The sequence below is a fragment of the Geobacillus sp. 47C-IIb genome (genome assembly GCF_014679705.1).
Classification (GTDB): domain Bacteria; phylum Bacillota; class Bacilli; order Bacillales; family Anoxybacillaceae; genus Geobacillus; species Geobacillus thermodenitrificans.
The window spans coordinates 91,898-110,499 of the sequence record NZ_CP061473.1; the positions used below are offsets into that span (position 1 = coordinate 91,898).

16 protein-coding genes are annotated in these 18,602 nt (G+C 50.8%); 4 read left to right on the forward strand and 12 right to left on the reverse strand.

Annotation, left to right across the window (positions count from 1 at the left end; all coding sequences use genetic code 11):
• Positions 1–13: 13 nt before the first annotated feature.
• The 5 genes from IC804_RS00480 to hmpA all read right to left on the reverse strand — a co-directional run bounded on the left by IC804_RS00480 (position 14) and on the right by hmpA (position 5,735).
• Positions 14–1,924: a vWA domain-containing protein gene (locus tag IC804_RS00480; RefSeq protein ID WP_008881857.1), complete on the reverse strand. Its 1,911-nt coding sequence runs from the start codon at positions 1,922–1,924 to the stop codon at positions 14–16.
• 10 nt (positions 1,925–1,934) lie between these two features.
• Positions 1,935–2,810 carry an ATP-binding protein gene (locus IC804_RS00485; RefSeq protein WP_029761310.1) on the reverse strand — a complete coding sequence of 292 codons (876 nt, stop codon included), beginning with the start codon at positions 2,808–2,810 and terminating at the stop codon, positions 1,935–1,937.
• 131 nt (positions 2,811–2,941) lie between these two features.
• A complete protein-coding gene (locus IC804_RS00490; RefSeq protein WP_008881855.1) occupies positions 2,942–3,316 on the reverse strand; it encodes a replication termination protein in 375 nt (124 codons plus the stop codon).
• Between the two features lie 119 nt (positions 3,317–3,435).
• Positions 3,436–4,338, reverse strand: coding sequence for a formyltetrahydrofolate deformylase (gene purU, locus IC804_RS00495; protein WP_029761309.1), 903 nt, complete (start codon positions 4,336–4,338; stop codon positions 3,436–3,438).
• A 161-nt stretch (positions 4,339–4,499) separates the two neighbouring features.
• The gene (gene hmpA, locus IC804_RS00500; protein ID WP_029761308.1) at positions 4,500–5,735 is read right to left on the reverse strand and encodes an NO-inducible flavohemoprotein; all 1,236 of its coding nucleotides are present in this window, start codon (positions 5,733–5,735) and stop codon (positions 4,500–4,502) included.
• Between the two features lie 170 nt (positions 5,736–5,905).
• Between hmpA and nsrR the strand changes: the two genes are divergently transcribed.
• The 3 genes from nsrR to speE all read left to right on the forward strand — a co-directional run bounded on the left by nsrR (position 5,906) and on the right by speE (position 7,970).
• Positions 5,906–6,352 (forward strand): nitric oxide-sensing transcriptional repressor NsrR, encoded by a 447-nt coding sequence (gene nsrR / locus IC804_RS00505; RefSeq protein WP_008881851.1) that lies wholly within the window; start codon positions 5,906–5,908, stop codon positions 6,350–6,352.
• Between the two features lie 512 nt (positions 6,353–6,864).
• Complete coding sequence (locus tag IC804_RS00510; RefSeq protein ID WP_008881849.1) at positions 6,865–7,017, forward strand: hypothetical protein; 153 nt, start codon at positions 6,865–6,867, stop codon at positions 7,015–7,017.
• 80 nt (positions 7,018–7,097) lie between these two features.
• On the forward strand, positions 7,098–7,970 hold the full coding sequence (gene speE / locus IC804_RS00515; protein ID WP_008881848.1) for a polyamine aminopropyltransferase: 873 nt from the start codon (positions 7,098–7,100) through the stop codon (positions 7,968–7,970).
• Between the two features lie 161 nt (positions 7,971–8,131).
• Here the strand turns inward: speE and IC804_RS00520 are convergent, their stop codons facing one another.
• From IC804_RS00520 to treP, 7 genes are all read right to left on the reverse strand, one after another.
• Positions 8,132–9,325, reverse strand: a complete 1,194-nt coding sequence (locus tag IC804_RS00520) for an acyl-CoA dehydrogenase family protein (protein ID WP_081157387.1) — start codon at positions 9,323–9,325, stop codon at positions 8,132–8,134.
• Between the two features lie 175 nt (positions 9,326–9,500).
• Complete coding sequence (locus IC804_RS00525; protein WP_008881844.1) at positions 9,501–11,000, reverse strand: aminotransferase class V-fold PLP-dependent enzyme; 1,500 nt, start codon at positions 10,998–11,000, stop codon at positions 9,501–9,503.
• A gap of 116 nt (positions 11,001–11,116) precedes the next feature.
• Complete coding sequence (locus IC804_RS00530; protein ID WP_008881843.1) at positions 11,117–11,572, reverse strand: acyl-CoA thioesterase; 456 nt, start codon at positions 11,570–11,572, stop codon at positions 11,117–11,119.
• A gap of 353 nt (positions 11,573–11,925) precedes the next feature.
• Positions 11,926–13,338 carry a Na+/H+ antiporter NhaC family protein gene (locus IC804_RS00535; protein WP_060475862.1) on the reverse strand — a complete coding sequence of 471 codons (1,413 nt, stop codon included), beginning with the start codon at positions 13,336–13,338 and terminating at the stop codon, positions 11,926–11,928.
• A gap of 198 nt (positions 13,339–13,536) precedes the next feature.
• Positions 13,537–14,250, reverse strand: coding sequence for a trehalose operon repressor (gene treR, locus IC804_RS00540; RefSeq protein WP_011887441.1), 714 nt, complete (start codon positions 14,248–14,250; stop codon positions 13,537–13,539).
• Positions 14,251–14,272: 22 nt separating this feature from the next.
• On the reverse strand, positions 14,273–15,964 hold the full coding sequence (gene treC, locus IC804_RS00545; RefSeq protein WP_008881840.1) for an alpha,alpha-phosphotrehalase: 1,692 nt from the start codon (positions 15,962–15,964) through the stop codon (positions 14,273–14,275).
• Positions 15,965–16,074: 110 nt separating this feature from the next.
• Positions 16,075–17,490: a PTS system trehalose-specific EIIBC component gene (gene treP, locus IC804_RS00550; protein ID WP_008881839.1), complete on the reverse strand. Its 1,416-nt coding sequence runs from the start codon at positions 17,488–17,490 to the stop codon at positions 16,075–16,077.
• 290 nt (positions 17,491–17,780) lie between these two features.
• Between treP and IC804_RS00555 the strand changes: the two genes are divergently transcribed.
• Positions 17,781–18,488, forward strand: coding sequence for a MerR family transcriptional regulator (locus tag IC804_RS00555; RefSeq protein ID WP_008881838.1), 708 nt, complete (start codon positions 17,781–17,783; stop codon positions 18,486–18,488).
• Positions 18,489–18,602: the final 114 nt, after the last annotated feature.

Sequence of the window (18,602 nt, forward strand, 5' to 3'; positions counted from 1 at the left end):
CCATCCTTTTTTATTACAAGCTTTTTTGCAACCACGTTTTCAAAAGCGGAATCAGCCGGTCCGTCAGTTCGCTGACATGTGGCACAAAGACGCGAAAACGGCCGTAAATGTTTTCGATCGTCCGCCGCGTCGATTCGTCATCCGCACCGCGTCCTAAAAAGAGATTGACAACTTCGATGCCGTGGCGGCGCGCTTCGGCAACCGCTTCATGCGTATCAATGATGCCGTTTTGTTCATAGCCATAAGCAGCCGGCTCGCCATCGGAGAAAACAAGCAACACTTTTTGCGTTTCCGAGCGACGGAGGAGCTGCTCTGTCATCCAACGAATGGCCAGTCCATCGCGATTGTCTTCGCGCGGCTCAAGCTGCATGATCGCCGGGCCGCTTGATGGCTCCAATGACTGACGAAATGACACAGCTATTTGCATATAGTTTGGTTGTCGAGAGGCGGTCGCCTCGTTCGCATCTTCCCAAAATCCAACAATGGCATGCGGCACCCGCAACGTTTTCAGTGCCTCATGACAAAGAACAAGACCGGTTTTCGTCTCTTCTATTTTGTCATGCATGGAAGCGGAACAGTCAACCAATAACCCAAACACTGCATCAAACCGCCGCGCCGGCTCGCCTTTTTTGTAAAACAAACGCGGCCGCTCATCGGTGAAAAACGGTATCAACTGTTTACGCAGCCTCCCGGCGGGCAAGTTGGTGCGCCAAGCGCTGCGTTGATGCTCAAGCCATTGCTCCATCACCCGCACAAGCCGTTTCCGGTACGGGGCTACCGTCGTCTGCTTAGTTCGGTATTGCTGGAGATGGATCGGGCTTGGCGGTGGTGAAGGAAGAAGCACAAGCTCAGCTTGACGGTTCGCTTCACCATACAAGGCACCGCTTCCGGCGGGTGGATGATCGTCAAAGGAGGCTTGCGCTTCGGGTCCATATTCATTTCGGTTCGTCGGCCGCGACGTTCCTTGGACGATGGCGAGCGCCTGATCGCCGTCTTCTCCCGGCCGCGCCCCGTCGCCAAGCATCCCGGTGCGGGTGCCGCGTTCAAGCTCAAACCGAAGAACATTCCCGCCCGTTCGGCTCGTTTCCCGGTGCCAGGTCGACAACACTTGCCGATGTACTTCACTGTTTGTGGAATCATTCGAGGTATCACGATTTTCCAACGGATCCGTTCGCTTGAGATCTTGAAGCGTCGTCTTCCGTTCATCTTCATCGTCGTCAACGATCGGCAGCGATGTGTAGTTGTTTACCATGTCATTAGACAGCACGTCTTCCACCAGCTCTACAATCGCCAGCGTCCAACGGGCTGTTTCCGCTGTCGATGAGACGTCAAAAAACTGCGGCCATAGCGCCTCGAGGCGCGCTTGTCCCGCTTCATCTGCCATCGGAGCGAGCGGGACGTCGTCAAGCGGCGAATCGGTGGTCAGCCGCAAGTACATGGCCGCCAAAAACTGATCAGTGAGGGCTCCCCGCGTCCGGTTCGCCTGCCATTGCTGGGCGAAATACTGGCGGTACAGACGACGGCGCGCGCGAAACCATCGTTTCAGTCCTGGCCGCTCCCGCTCACATATCGTTTCCAAACGGAGATCCTCAGCGAAGGAGAACAACTGTTTTAACAGTTTAGAGAGCGGCTGTGCCTCCGCTGTTTGCCGGAAGGTGCGGACAACAGCTATATCGGTATGCCGATGTGTGCCGATCATCCGCAAGACCACATCGCTTTTCATCGCCTGCTCTTTCTCTAGGAGTGGATACACATCCCAAAATTGACTCACATATATCGTCTGCTTAGCCAGATGCACGCCGGAATGGGCGGCAAACTCCACCGTCCAACGACGGTCGCGGGCAAGCGTTTGAGCGAGATCGGAAAGCTGCATGACCAAAAACGAATCAATTGGCCGGTCGTTGAACATCATAAACCGTTCCATGCGCCGCCTCCTACTCGTCAAACCATGTTTCAGCAATGTTGCGCACAGCAGCGCGTTCGCGTTCGTCGTCTAGCTTATCGACAATGCTTCGTTCAATCGCGCGCAACGGCGGCATATACGCCGCCAAATCACATGCATCGAGCAACGCACGCACCGAGGCGGCTTCTTCAGCGACTTGCCCGTTTCTCACTTGTGTCAGCAAATCTGCTGATAGAGAAACGAAACGGTCGATCAACGCCTCATCCGTTAATGTAGTTTGCGCCAATAGCACCGATTTTAACGTCGCTCCTTGCACGTACGGCACATCGATGACGACAAAACGGTTTTTTAATGCTTCATTGAGCGGCACAGTGCCGATATAGCCTTCATTGATGGCCGCAATGACGCCAAACGTCGACTTCGCCTGCACAACCTCTCCAGTGAGCGGGTTGGTGAGCCGCCGTCGGTAATCAAGCACGCTGTTTAAAATCGGAAGTGTTTCTGGTTTAGCCATGTTGATTTCATCAATATACAATAAATGACCTTTTGTCATCGCCTGAATGACCGGGCCAGGAACGTAATCGATGACTGCCTGACCGCCGCGGTGCACGATCGTCTTAAACCCGAGCAGCGCTTCGGCGTCTAGGTCGACGGAGCAGTTGATGCTATGCATCGGCTGCCCAAACAGTTCGGACAATGTTTCAGCAAGCCGCGTTTTGCCCGACCCGGTTGGGCCTTTTAAGAGCACATTTTTCCCAAGCGCAAGCGCGACTGCCGCATCATGGATGATTGCCTCATCTTCGGCCGTATACCCGCCGGCTCCGATCAACGCCTGATCCGGATCGTGGCGGAACTGCTCTTTTCGCTTTTCCATTTCTTTTGTTACAACTAAGGGCCATGTCCTCATTTGGTGTGCCTTCCTCTCTGTTGCCATATTCCCCTCTCATTCTACTAAATCGCCCGTCAGGACGCAAAACAAAATAAATAAACCATAATTATATTATGTAAATAGGATAAAAAGAAAAAACAAGGGCGCCCCTAGCTGTAGTTGTCCTCGATGGCTTTGCGAATGAGCGCCGCGCACCGGTCAAGCTCTGCTTTCAGCTGACGTTTATACAGCTTCGCTTTTTCTTGCCCACCCTCGGCAAACCGATAATACACGACTTCCTGGTACTTCATCCCTTCTTTTTTCTGTTTCACTTGCTTTAAAATGCCGTCTTCGATTAAATCGTGAAGCGCCTTGTACACTTCTGAATGGTTCGGACGATAGCCGAGCGGTTTAAACTCTTGGCGCAATACATCGAGCAACTTCAGTCCGTACAGCCGCTCCTGCTCCGTTAACGTGATCAAATACAATTTTAAAAACGCACGTTGTTTTAACAGAAAACCGCTTGGCGTCCGTTTCTCTCCCATCGATCTTTTTCCTCCTTTCCCTGATGTTCCATTCGCCTAACCGAGAGCAAAGGGCTGTTTGATTCCGTTTTCTTTTCATTATACCATGCGGGAAAGGAAAAATCCTCTCCCGCCTACGTTCAATAAAAAACGATGGTTTTGTTGCCATGAATGATGACTCGGTCTTCCAAATGCCATCTCAGCGCCCGAGCGAGCACCGTCTTTTCGATCAAGCGGCCGATCCGTTTTAAATCGTCGGGATGATGGCGATGGTCAACACGAGCAACGTCTTGTTCAATGATCGGTCCTTCGTCCAAATCATCGGTGACATAATGGGATGTGGCGCCGATCAGCTTGACGCCGCGCTCATAGGCCCGCTCATACGGCCGTGCGCCGATAAACGCCGGCAAGAACGAATGATGAATGTTGATGATTCGCCCTGGAAATTCAGCGACAAATGCCGGCGATAAAATTTGCATGTAGCGGGCGAGCACAATCGTATCGATCCGATAGTCGTGAAGCAGGCGGATTTGTTCAGCCTCCGCGTCCGCTTTCGTTTCTTTCGTCACCGGAATGTGCACATACGGAATCCCGAGCGGCTCGACCACATCGCGCAAATCGGGATGATTGCTGATGACAAGGGCGATATCGGCGATCAGTTCCCCCGCTTGCCATTGCCAAAGCAGCTCAAGCAAACAATGTTCAGCCTTTGAGACGAAAATCGCGATCCGTCGAATTTCATTATGCAGTCGAAGCTGCCAAGTCATGCTAAATTCCTCGGCAATGGGGGCAAACGCCGTTTCGATCTCTTCCTTCCGACCCGCGATGTTCGGGCAATCAAACTCCAAGCGGAGGAAAAACGTCCCGCCTTCCGGATCGGTCGAGTATTGGCTTGATTCGACAATATTGGCCCCCTGTTCATAAAGAAACGAAGTCACCGCCGCAACGATGCCGGGGCGGTCCGGGCAGGAAATCAGCAACCGAGCCCGCTGCTCGTAGCCTTGCAAAAACGATTGCCAGCGATGTTGGCGAAATGTAGTCATCCGTTCTCTCTCCCTTTTCTTGCGATGATTTAGTTTCTTGTGATATTTAGTTTCCATCATACAAAAAATTGGCGGACTTGCCAACAGGAAAGCGCGGATGTTCTCTATAACAAAAGGCACCTCCCTATCTGGGAGATGCCTTTTTGATGAGCGGCCATTGATTAGTCTTTTGTTAAATCGCCGGCTGGACCGAAAAATTCGTAATGGATGCGTTCCTCAGGCACGCCCCATTGCTTCAGGGCGCGATAGACCGTTTTCATGAACGGAACAGGGCCACAGAAGTAAAAGTCAGCGTCTTTGGACGGAATGACCGTTTGCATCCATTCCAAATCGATCCGCCCTTCTTTGCTGAAGTGCGGGTGTTTTCGATCTTCATCTGACGGCGACTCGTAACAAATGTGATAAGAAAATACTGGATTTTTAGCTAAGGTCTGCAACTCTTGGTCAAACGCCTGTACGCGGCCATTGAGAGCAGCTTGCAGGAACGTAACCGGGCGGTTAGGTTGCCGAATGGCCAACGTATTTGCCATGCTCAAAAGCGGAGTGATGCCAACGCCACCGCTAATGAAGACGACCGGCGTTTCTTTTGCCAAATCAAGCGTAAAGTCACCGGCTGGGGCGCTTAATTCAAGCACATCCCCTTCTTGGATATGATCATGCAAGTAATTTGAAACAATGCCCGCCGGTTTGTCAGCCGTCGCTGCTTCCCGTTTGACGCTGATACGGTAATACCCTTTTCCTGGTGCATCCGATAAGCTGTACTGCCGGATGTGCGTGTACGTTTCGCCTGGAATTGACATTTTTACGCTGACGTATTGGCCTGGTAAATAGTCGCTAATGGCTTCGCCGTCTTCCGATTTGAGATAAAACGAGGTGATGACGTCGCTTTCTTTCACTTTTTTGGCGACGACAAAGCGACGAAAATCACGCCAGCCGCCGCGTTTGGCCGCTGCTTCATCGTAGAGCTCCTGCTCGACTTGAATGAACACGTCAGCAATGACTTCATACGCTTCCGCCCAAGCGGCAATCACTTCGTCAGTGGCGGCATCGCCAAGGACGTCTTTGATCGCCAGCAGCAAATGCTTTCCGACGATCGGATATTGTTCCGGTTTGATGCCTAAACTCCGGTGTTTATGGCCGATTTGCCGTACGACCGGCAAGATGGCATCGAGCTGATCGATATAGCGCGCTGCTGCGTAGACTGCTGCAGCCAAAGCACGTGGCTGCCGCCCTTGTTTTTGGTGGGCATGGTTAAACACGTTCAGCAACTCTGGATGATTGGAAAACATGAGCTCATAAAACCGTTTTGTAATCTGTTCTCCATGCTTCTCCAATACCGGTACTGTTGATTTGACAATTTCGATCGTTTTTGGGTGTAAAGTTGTGCTCGTAGCCATTGTTCCATCCCCTCACAAAACATGTATTTAAAATACATCTTTTATTCAACCATGAGCGATAATGAAAAGCAATATTTCAAATACATCTTTAACAAATTGTTCACAATTCCCCATATGAAGCGGATGTGATACAATTGGAATCGACCATGCTTAAAAGGTTGTGAACGGATATGCAGTTAACAAGCTATACCGAATACGCTTTGCGTGTCCTCTTGTTTTTAGGGACGCTTGATGAAGGAGAAAAAACCAACATTAAGGAAATTTCCACTATATTTTCGCTGTCTGAGCATCATTTAAGCAAAATTGTCCATGAGCTCGGCAAGCTTGGCTACATCGAAACGATCCGTGGACGCAACGGTGGAATCCGCTTGGCGAAACGACCTGAGGAAATCATCGTTGGCGCGGTCGTTCGCGAGACAGAAGACAATTTGTCGCTTGTCGAATGCTTCGCTTCCCACGGCAATGAATGCATCCTCACACCTGCGTGCCGGCTCCGTTTCGTGCTTCGCGAGGCGTTAGAGGCGTTTTTGCGTGTTCTGGATACGTATACGCTTGCCGATTTGCTGGAAAATCGCACATCGCTTCGTGCTTTGCTTAAGGAGCAGCGCGATGGATAAACACTCTCCGGCTGAATGCCGGGGAGTTTTATTTTTCCCGTTGACAGGCACACTATAAGCAAGCATAGCATCGCCGTACGGGACGGAGAAGTGATTGTCATACCCATAGATCGCACGATGGTGGCCTTGCAGACAGTGCTTTTTAGCTTCGCTGAGCGGTCGCAGACGATGTTTTTTATGTGCCGAGATGTTTATCGTTTGTTATCCGATTATTGGCCGACCGCTCCATGCGAAAGTGATTCTTTCCCGCGTCTATACGGAGGCAAAAACAGTCCGCCTGCTGCTTAGCAGGCACAAAAAACAAAGCCAGGTCTCCCATACAGGGGATGTCCATTCCCGCTCCTGGCTATGCCCTGCATCCTAGGTAACAAACCGATGGGTCCGGGTTTAGTGCCAGCAGGAAATGATATGCGTCATCTATACTTTGCGACGAACAATAGAAGCGGTCTTATCCAGATAGCGGTCACGCTTGCCGCTTTAGTGGATGATGAACACGAAAGGAGAAGGGAAAGATGCGAAAACGATGGATGCCGCTTGCTATCATTTGCACGTTATTGCTCAGCCTTTGCGCCAGCTGCGGCGGCCATAACGAGGAGCAGCCGGAAAAACGAAATCAGTCATCGAACATGGGCGGTGGGATGAACACATCCGATACCGGCCGATAATCCCCTTTGTTTGCCACATTTCGCATAATATATTAAGATTAGAAAGGTGTGAGAAAATCTGCAAGACTAAGGAGGTAACAATGAAACACCAAGGAAACGCTTTGCCACCATATGTGCATTTGGACAATGGGGAGCTTTGGCTCACCGAAGATGACCGCGACAATTTAAAAATCAGCTATCGCATCAAAGAAGTAATCTTTGCCGAGCCGTCCGATTACCAGCATGTTATGATTTTGGATTCGTACGATTTTGGACGCATGCTTGTTCTTGACGGCGTCGTGCAAACGACTTCGATTGATGGCCATATTTATAACGAAATGATTACACACGTGCCGCTGCAGCTTCATCCAGAGGCAAAACAGGCGCTCATCATCGGCGGTGGCGACTGTGGAGCGGCTCGTGAAGCGGCCAAGTATGACCGTTTAGAGACGATCGAGATGGTCGAAATCGACGAAAAGGTCGTCCATGCATGCAAAGAACATTTACCGGCCGTCTCCGGCAACTTGTCTGATCCGCGCGTGAAGTTTATTTATGATGACGGCGTCGCGTTTGTACAAGGAAAAGAAGGCGTGTACGACGTCATTATGATCGACTCATCCGACCCAGTCGGCCCAGCCGAAGCGCTGTTTTCGTCGGAGTTTTATGCGAACGTGCACCGCGCGTTAAAAGAGGACGGGCTGATGGTGTGCCAAAGCCAGTCCCCGATTTTCCACCTAGATATTTTAAAGCGCACATACCGCAACATTCGTGAATTGTTCCCGCATGTGCTCGTGTATACGGCGGTCGTGCCGACATACCCGGGCGGAATGTGGAGCTTTACGATCGGCTCGAAACGGCCGCTAGATTTCCCGGCACAGACGACGATTCCAAACGATACGAAATACGTCAATGATGCCGTTTTCCGCCAATGTTTCTCCTTGCCGGAATTTTTGCGTTCGGCACTAGAGGAGTAATGGTGCCAAAAAGAAGGGTGTCTCAAAAAAACAACGAGACACCCTCTTTTTTATATACACGTTAAATGATTTTGCTGTTCTATATAGGTGTTTAGCCGGCTCTTTGAATCCTCCCTTTTTGTGTTACCCGCATCTGATGCCTCCTCTTAGAGAAAGCTCTTTTATTGGTTGCTTGAGCCGCCTAGCGGGTGGTGAGATAGTGCTCGTTTAGCCAGCCATGCGAGCGTCAAGTCATCAGCGGGTGGGTTATGCAGCCCGGCGCGGATGTCGCGGTAATAGCGGCCGAGCGGATTGTCAGCAAACAAGCTTTGCCCGCCGACGATGCGCATCGCCATATCGACGACCTCGAGTGCTGTATTTGTGGCAACTAGCTTCGCGGCCGCCAGCTCCTCTTTCATCTCGGCTCGTTTATCCGGATAGCGATCCCATAAGTCAGCGATCGCGTACAGAAAATGGCGCGCGTGGGCAAGCCGCCATTCCATTTCGGCGATCTTTCGCTGCACTTCTGGCGTTGAAGCGATCGGATGGGACAATGTGTTCGGCTGATACGTCTGCGCGAAGCGGATCGCTTCATTGCGAGCCGCAATGGCGATGCCTAAGTAGCAAGCCGGAACGTGCAACAACCATCCTTGTGCTGGAGCGGTTTCATTCGACTTCCCGAGGATTTCCACAAGCGCATTCTTCTCGACTTCAACACCATCAAGGATGAGGTCGTCGCTACGCGTCGCCCGCATACCGAGCGTGTTCCATGTCGGCTCAATGCGCATGCCCGTAGCGGACATTGGGATGAGAAATTCGCCGACTTCGCCGCTGTCTTCGATGGTGGCGGAAATCAATACGTAATCTAACGCCGGGGCCAACGAGGCAAACGATTTGCGCCCGCAGAGCACAAAGCGGCCATTGCGGAGGGCGGCTTTTGTTTCAGGTTTTCCGCCGCGCGCTGGGCTGCCGGTTGCCCGTTCGGAGTGGGCGCTGTTAATGAGCGCATGGCGTTTGACAACTTCTTCGGCCAAGCGGGCGAGCGTCGATTCCGGCCAGCGGCGGAGTAAAAACAGACGCATCAGAATGCTCGCGTGCCATCCGAACGACAAGGCGGTGGCGCCGCTGCCTTGAGCGAGCATTTCTTGCACAAGTACCAATTCATAAAGCGACGCCCCGTGGCCACCGTATTCGGTGGGAACCGTGAGCGAAAGAAATCCGGCTTCTTTTAAGTCAGCAAAATCAGCAAACGGGAACTCCGCCTGTTCGTCATAATCTGCCGCCCGCGCCGCAAAACGCTCAGCGAGGTGCCGAGCTTGTTCATACAGTTCCCGTTCCCGCTCGTTTCGCACGAGCAAATGATACAATTCGTTCATCGCTCTCCCCTTCTTTTGTTGTTAAGATGATTTCATTGTACCGGTTTTGATGAAGGGTGAAAACAAAAACGCTTAAACGCCCACCGATGCCCATGTCATCCTGAATTCGGGGAGATAAAAAATAGCCGTCTTGGTCTTCAGACGACTAGGACAGCAAAGATAACCAAAACGAAGATTAAAAGAGAAAAAAATACCGAATATACCGATCATCGCCACGGTGAACAAACTCGTTTTTTGCTTCGTCATATTCGTATTCGTCTTGCCAGCGGCAGCCATCACGTGCAATTTGACGGACAGCATGAATAATCGTGTACACTTCTTCGTTTGTCATCGTCGGATGGAGCGATAAACGTACCCATCCTGGTTTGGCGAGGGCGTTGCCGCTTTTGACTTCCTCAAGCAAGGCAGCCGACTGTTCTTTGTCAATGCCAAGCAAGTAATGTCCGTACGGCCCGGCGCATGAGCAGCCGCCGCGCGCCTGAATGCCAAAGCGGTCGTTTAGCAGTTTGACGACAAGATTATAATGAAGTCCTTCGATTACAAACGAAACAATACCAAGCCGATCACTTCGATGCCCTTCTAGCACATGAACGCCGGGGATTTTCTGCAGCGCCGGCAGGAGAAGCGAAACGAGCTCTTTTTCCCGAGCGCGCATCTTCGCAATATTCATCTGTTCTTTCAGTTGAATGGCGAGCGCTGCTTTAATCGTTTGCCAAAACGGCGGTGTGCCCCCGTCTTCCCGTTCTTCAATCGCCTCTACGTACTCATAATGCCCCCATGGATCGGTCCAATACACCGTCCCACCGCCCGGATGATCCGGCGCATGCTGGCGGTAAAGGCGTCCGTCAAACACGAGCACGCCGGCACTCCCCGGCCCGCCAAGAAACTTATGCGGAGAAAAATAAATCGCATCAAGCTTTTCCATTGGATCATCCGGATGCATATCAATGCGGACGTACGGAGCGGAAGCGGCAAAATCAACGAAACAAAGCCCGCCGTATTCATGCATAAGTTTAGCGAGTTCATGGTATGGCGTCTCTAGGCCGGTGACGTTCGAGCAGGCAGTGAATGCACCGATTTTTTGCGGCCGATGGCGGTAGCGTTCAAGCAATTCGCGTAAATGGTCAAGGTCCACCTCGCCGCTAGCGGTCGGACGAACCGTTACGACCTCAGCGATCGTTTCGGCCCATGATAATAAATTCGAATGGTGCTCCATATGCGTGACAAAAACGACCGGTCGTTCGTCATTAGTAAGCGCCAGGCGCGATTTCCATTGTTCTGGCACACGCAAGCCAAGCAGGCGCTGCAGTTTGTTGACAGCGCTCGTCATGCCGGCTCCTTGCATGATCAACACATCGCCTCTCCCTGCGTGAACGTGCTGTTTGATAATTTCTTTCGCATATTGATACGCAAGCGTCATTTTCGTTCCGGTCACATTCGACTCCGTATGCGTGTTGCCGACAAACGGGCCGAGCTCGTGCACCATTTTTTCTTCAATCGGTCGGTATAACCGCCCGCTTGCTGTCCAATCGGCGTAAATGAGCCGCTGTTCACCAAATGGTGTAGAAAATGGGTGAAACCGGCCGATTGTTCCGTCGCGAAACGGCTGGAAGTGTGTCTCAAGCTCGCCGCGACATGTATATGTTGCGCTCCCGATCGTCGCGCGAATTGTCATGATCGTTCCTCCCTTTTCTGAGTCACCCTACTCATACCATATGTGGCCATTGGGCAGTTTGGTCCAGAGAAAACGAATGAAGACAAAAAAACCGCCTTGTTGGCGGATGACACAATTCAAACGTTGTCATTGTTTTTTGCACCGAAGGGACGAACGGCCTCCTCGGCATCGGAGACGAGGTATTGCGCGAGCAACGCCCGCAAGTCATCAGGCAGCGGCTCACTCGCTTGTGTATGGAAATTGAAGTAAACGACCGCTGCTTCTCCGATGGCAATGAGTTTATTCGTCTCGTCTTCGATGATGCGGTGAATGCATTGAAAGCTTTTATGGCCGATGCGGGAAACGTTCGTCTCCACGCGAAGTCGCCGGCCAAAAAACCCTTGGTTGACAAAATCGCATTTCGCGGACGCCAAAATAAAGTGCCAATCACCAGTTTGTCCCCCGTAGCTCAATTCATCGAATAAACGAGTGCGTGCTTCTTCCAAATAAATGAAATAGCTAATATTGCTCAAATGTCCAAGCGCATCGGTTTCGCAAAAACGCGGGTTAACTGTAATCGTATGTGTTTTCATCGTTCTCCCTCTCCCCTTCTTTTTTGTCCCCGTTGTCCTTGAGGTCGTCCTTTTCACACCTTTGACAGGAGCTGATCAAGGGCGGCGAAGCTGCTTCTGGAAACAGTAGAAGCATCTATGGGCAACCAAAGGCATTAGGAGGATTCCTAACGAATGAGTTCGTGTGGAGCACCATTTGACACTCCTTTTTTCGTGAAATCAAGCCCTAACGCTCGGTTACCGACTAGTCAGTATGTTGTTTTTATCATAGCTTGACTTGCTTATGGAATGCAACTGTTTTGTTTTCATTGATTATTTAGAACATGGTTTTATTTTATAAATGTTAGAAAAGAATGGGCCGGAACCTGCTCCTCCTAACCGGCCCAAAGCGGCAAAAATACGTATCCGGCAAGCGATAAACCAGCGCAAATAAGAGAGATGCGCAGTTTGTATTTGGCATAGCCCATTAAATCCATATCCATAATTGCTGCGGTCGTAATCGTTGTATCGCCAAGCGGCGAAGCGAATGCCCCGAACGTTCCACTTGCAAACACGGCGCCGACCGTCATCTCAAGCGGCGCTCCGGTCGCATGGGCAAGTGTGACGCCAAGCGGCATAAAAATGCCCCATGTCCCCCATGACGATCCGATAAAATAAGACAGAAACGAACCGGCTAAAAACACCGCCGCCGGCACGAACGGCCCCGGAATCCACGTGCCGAACGTCGATGCCACGTAAGTGGTAAATCCGAGCTCACCCGCCACCGCCGATACAGCCCAAACGAGAATCAACATGCCGATCGGCGCCATGAGCTCGTTGCCTCCGGCAAAAAAATGATAAATCAGCTCCGAGAGCGACTGCCTGCGCCACAAATAAAACACCATCGACAAAAGAATCGTCACAAACAGTGCCAGCAACATCGCCCATGTCGCATCGGCTTCGGAAAACGCCTCAAGCCAATCACTTGCCCCGCGTTGCCGTCCGTCATAGACAAAAAAGGCAAACGTCAATCCAAGCAACAACGCTAACGGCACGAAGAGATGAAGCGGCTCTCCGGCGATCAGTGCCAGTTCTTTGCGCAGCCCGAGACCGTGCAATTCATTCGTTTCCCCTTCCCCTTTTTTCGCCCGCGGTTTACCAATCCGAATGTTCAACATCGTCGTCAACAACCCGACAATAAGAGCGATGATGGCAAACAAGTTGTACGGCAAGCTACGCAAAAAGATATCATATGCCGATTCACCAATATCGTTTTGTGCCAGCGCTGCCGCCACGACCGAAGTCATAAAACCGACAAACGCCGTCGCTGCCGGCAAAAGCACGATGATCGGCTCGGTCGAAACATCGATGATGTACGCCATGCGGCGGCGGTCGATGCGAAACTGGCGAAGCACGGCTTTCATCACTGGACCAAGCAGCATAATGCGGAACATCGGCATGAAAAACGTCACTGGCACCGTCAGCCAAACAAATAAAAGCAGTCCACGCTTCGTGTGGATGCGCCCGGAAAGCCTCTCGACGAATCCTTTGACCCCGCCGGTAATTTGCATCATGCCGACAAGCGAACCGAACAAATAGAGAAACGCAGCGACTTTTATATGTTCAAGATCGCTGAGAGAACGAAGAATGGCGGAAACAGCCCGCTCGATAGCACCAATGACCGACTGTTCCAGACAGAGCGCCCCAACGAGCAGGCCGACCACCAACCCAGGCAAAATTTCTTTCAGCCAAATAGCGAGTGGAATGATGAGAAGAAAAGGCAATAGCGACCACCATGTTCCTTCCACGTCGGCGTCCCCCTTTCTGATGCCGCTGTTAACAAGGATAGCCATAACTGTGATTGTTTATGATTTTAATTGATTATTTAGAACATAGTTTTATTTTTTATCAAAACAAACAATAAAAAAACGCCGCGTCGTAAGACGCAGCGTGGCATCAAAACGTATTCGTCACCGCCTAGTCTAATCACACACGGCCGGGCTCTGTCATTTCCGACGCGCGAAATCGACAAACCGGAACTTGTCAAGTCGGTGCCGCGATTCCGTGTATTGGAACAAGGTGGCGTCGTTTAAATAGACGTAGTTTCTAACGACGACGACGCGGTCATCGCCATTGAGATCCAAATAGCGACGGTCTTCCTCGGTTGCCTCATCGACGGACATTTCTTTTTTCGCAAAGCTGATCGGCAAATGCAGTTTGGTTTCTAAGTATTCATAAATCGAGTCTTCACAAATCTCTTTTGTCAACAGCGGGACGTTCTTTTTTAAGAAAAAGTCTTTATCTAAAATAATCCGCTCCCCGTCAATTTCACGGACACGCACGACTTTCCACACATCATCTTTGCTTGTTGCACGCAGTTGCTGTTTAAGCTCAGCATCCGGTTTGATCAGTTCCAGTTCATGGACGATCGTCCGCACCGGCTGTTTCATCGTTTGCGCCAGTTCTTTAAAGCTGACCAACCCGGAGACGGGAAAGGCGTATCTACCAACATCAAGCACGATCGACCCTTTTCCTTTCATTTTTTGAATATACCCGTGTTCGGACAATAAATTGAGCGCCTTACGGATCGTCTCGCGCGATGTCTTGTACCGAACAGCCAGCTCATTTTCTGACGGCAACTTATCGTACGCCTTCCATTCCCCGTCGCGGATGCGGGAAGCAAGATCGTGATAAATAGCTAAATATTTGTTTTCATGCATCATCATCACCGTCTGTATTGTATCATGGACGGCGCAGAAGATAAACAACCGATTCGTACGGACGTAGCGCCATACGACGGAAATCGGCCGGTGCGTCCGGATAATTGGCGATCAACAATTCACCCGTATAGTCATTCGCTTCTGCTTCTTCCGGCAGCGTAAACGTCGTTTCCACCGGGTAAAAGTTGTTGACGACAAGCAGCTTTTCCCCATCACCATGACGCATATAGGCGAAGAGATGCGGATCATCGGCAAGGAGCAGCTCATAACGGCCAGTCGTAATAATGTCATACTGCTTGCGCAGCTCAATGAGCCGCTTATAGTGATAAAAAATCGAATCACGATCGGCCAGTGCCTGCTTCACGTTAATGTACCGATAATTATCGGCAACGCGAATCCACGGCGTCCCGGATGTAAACCCAGCGTGCAAGCTGTCGTCCCATTGCATCGGCGTGCGCGAATTGTCGCGCGATTTCCGCCGCAAAATCTCGAGTACTTCTTGCTCACTTTTGCCTTGCTCTTGCAAGATCCGGTACATATTGAGCGACTCCACGTCGCGATAGTCGCCAATATCGTTGAATTTCGGGTCGGTCATGCCGATTTCTTCGCCCTGATAAATGTATGGCGTCCCTTGCATGAGATGAATCGTCGTCGCCAGCATCTTCGCTGATTCTTTCCAATACTCCCCATCATCACCGTAGCGCGACACGATGCGCGGTTGGTCGTGGTTGCACCAAAAGAGCGCATTCCATCCTCCGCCTTCGTGCATTCGCACCTGCCACTCCGACAAAATGCGTTTTAAAGCGAGAAAATCAAACGGAGCGACGGCCCATTTTTCCCCGTTTGGGTAATCGACTTTCAAGTGATGGAAATTAAACGTCATGTTCAGCTCGTTATTTTCCGGATTCGTGTAACGGATGCAATGATCGATCGTCGTCGACGACATTTCTCCCACTGTCATGACGTCATATTTCGAAAACACTTCCCGGTTCATTTCTTGTAAAAATTCATGGATGCGCGGCCCGTCCGTATAGAAGCGGCGCCCATCCCCCGGTGGAATCGAGCCGTCATCGTCTGGGAAATGTTGGTCTTTGGACAACAAGTTGATGACATCCAATCGGAAGCCGTCGACCCCTTTTTTCAGCCAAAAATGCATCATGTCATAAATGCGGCGGCGCAGCTCTTCGTTTTCCCAGTTCAAGTCGGCTTGTGTCACATCGAACAAATGCAAATAATATTGCCCGGTTTGTTCATCGTATTCCCACGCCGAACCGCCGAATTTCGACTGCCAGTTGTTCGGAGCGCTGCCGTCCGCCTTCGGGTCGCGCCAAATGTAAAAATGACGGTACGGGTTCGTTTTCGATGTGCTCGCTTGCTTGAACCATTCATGGTCAGTCGACGTATGGTTGACGACCATATCCATGACAAGCTTCATGCCGCGCGCATGCACTTCCTCAAGCAACCGGTCAAAATCATCCATTGTTCCGTACTCGTGATGAATGGCGAAATAATCGCTAATGTCGTAGCCGTTATCGCGCTGCGGCGAAGCGTAAATTGGCGTCAGCCAAATGACATCGACGCCCAGTTCTTTCAAGTAATCGAGCTTTTCGATGATGCCCGGCAAATCGCCGATACCATCCCCATTCGTATCACGGAAACTCTTCGGATAAATTTGATAAACAACCGCCTTTTTCCACCACGGTGTTGTTGACACGTTTCTTCACCTCGTTTGTTGACTTCGACAATGAATGAAAAACATACCATTGGCGTTGGCAGCCAATGGTATGTCAGCGAATGCATCATTACCTCAATAAATGTGAACCATTAGCGTGCCACTTTGCGCACTTTGCCGAAAACAAATGTCAGCACAAACGGCACTACAATGGCAATCGCCATCCCGATAAAGAACGGGACCCATTTCTGTGGCACGATCGACAAGAAGCCCGGCAGACCGCCGACGCCGATCGATGGAGCAAGGACTTTATTGAGTGTGATAAACATGCCGGCAATCGCTGCCCCTGTCATCGCTGCAATAAACGGGAATCGGAAGCGCAAGTTGACCCCGAACATCGCCGGCTCGGTAATGCCGAGATAGGCCGAAACCGCTGAAGTGAACGACAATCCGCGCAGCTTTTCGTCTTTTGCGACAAACATCATCGCTAATGCCGCAGAACCTTGGGCGATATTCGACATGACTAAAATCGGCCATAAGAACGTGCCGCCCGTGCTAGCAATCAGCTGCAAATCAACCGGCAAGAATGTATGGTGCATCCCGGTAACGACAAGCGGCGCATACAGCGCTCCATACAGCAAACCACCAATGGCTGGAACGTTGTCAAAAATTCCGACAAACAAGTTCGTAATCGCGTTCCCGATCGCGAACGTGATCGGTCCGATGGCGATAAACGCCAAGAAACCTGTCACGAGCAAGGCAAGCGGTGCGACAAGCAACAGTTGAAACGCATCCGGAATGCGGTTGCGCAAAAACAGCTCGATCTTCGCCAATACGTACGAAGCAACTAACACAGGCAGCACTTGCCCTTGATAGCCGACTTTTTGCACATCAAACCCGAATAAGTTCCAAACTGGGATTTCTCCTTCTTGTTTTGCTGCTCCCCAGCCCCAAGCATTCAGCAAATCCGGGTGGACGAGCATCAAGCCAAGAACAATCCCCAACAGCGGACTGCCTCCGAATTTTGTCACCGCCGACCAACCGATCAACCCCGGCAGGAAGACAAACGCCGTATTGGCGATCAAGTTGATCATATTCGCCAAATCTGCCCATTCTTGATGCACATCGACAAACGATTTCCCCTCATAAAAAATGTCTGGACCGGTCAAAACGTTATTAATTCCCATTAACAGACCAGCTGTGACGATCGCCGGCAAAATCGGGATAAAAATGTCAGCGAGCGTCTTAATGGCGCGTTGCAGCGGATTGAGCTTCGCTTCCGCCGCATCTTTAATTTCCTGTTTCGTCGCCCGGCCAATGCCAGTCAACTCAACGAGTTCGTTATACACTTTATCAACGAGCCCTTGACCGATGACAACTTGAAACTGGCCGTTTGCCGAAAACGACCCTTTCACTACATCAATGCGTTCAAGCGCTTCTTTATCCACTTTTCCTTCGTCTTTGAGCGCAAACCGGAGCCGTGTCACACAATGTGTGGCGGCGACGATGTTCTCTTTACCGCCGATGGCCTCAACGATTTGTGCAGCTGCTTGTGCATATGCCCCCATTATGAATGCCTCCTTTTTCTTTCTCTCGCTTTCAATTGCGTTAAATCGCTTTCAGCAACCGGTTGCAAAAAAACTTGTATATACATCCTGAACTCATTCTATCTTGTATATACAAGTTTGTCAACGTCTTTTTTCGATAAGAATTTACACGATTCGACAAAGATTGTTTGTTTTTTGCTAACTTCCACTTCTTTTGTTATGTTTTGTCAGACAGCAGGAAAATAAACTGTGGAGTGGGAAAATAAAACATAGCCATCATAAATGTGGAAAGAAAGGATGAGGGGAACGCCATGAAGACATATACACTCCGCGAAGCAGCGAAAAAAATCGGGGTCACAGCCCGCGACTTGAAACAATGGGAAAAACAATTTGCCCAATGGATTACAATCCCTCGCACCTCCCAAGGGGCACGCATTTACACCGAAGAGCTTATCAACCAGTTCCGCCATATCCGAACACTGCTCGCTGACGGTCGCCGCCCGCACGAGATCATTGCGGAATTGAAACAAGCGAACGAACCGTCCGCTCCCCCGGAATCTGCGGTCATGGAAGGGGAAATTATCGATGTTCCCCGCTTGCTGCGCCATGGCGCCCCATACATAGCCGAGCAGCTGGCTGCCCGCATGAAAGACGACATCGTCGACGCTCTGAAGCAGGAAACGGTCGCTGTCGTGCGCCAGGCGATGGATGAAGTAAGAGGGAAGCTTGATGATATCGGGGAGCAAACGACGTCAGCTGCTGAAACAGTGCGCCGCTCACTTCATGATTACAAAGAAGCTTGGCAACAAAAAACCGAGCAACTGCATGAACATTTGGAAACGGTCGTCGCATTTTGTCACGAGGAAAAGACAAGGCAGGAAGAAGAGCGAAAACAGCTCGAACAGCGCATTTTAGAGCGGGAGAAAGCGTTCCGCGAACTTGTTCTTTCCTTCCGTCAAACAGCGACAAGCGCCGTGGCCGCCCGAACCCGGACGAACAAATGGTGGAAGTTTTGGTGAAGGAACGAGTAGAGGATGTGCTTCTCCCCTTTTTAAGGGGGAGGAAACACGATGATTATCAACGAACTTGGGGCTGACCCAAAACAAAAGTACGTTTTGGGATCAGCCCCAATT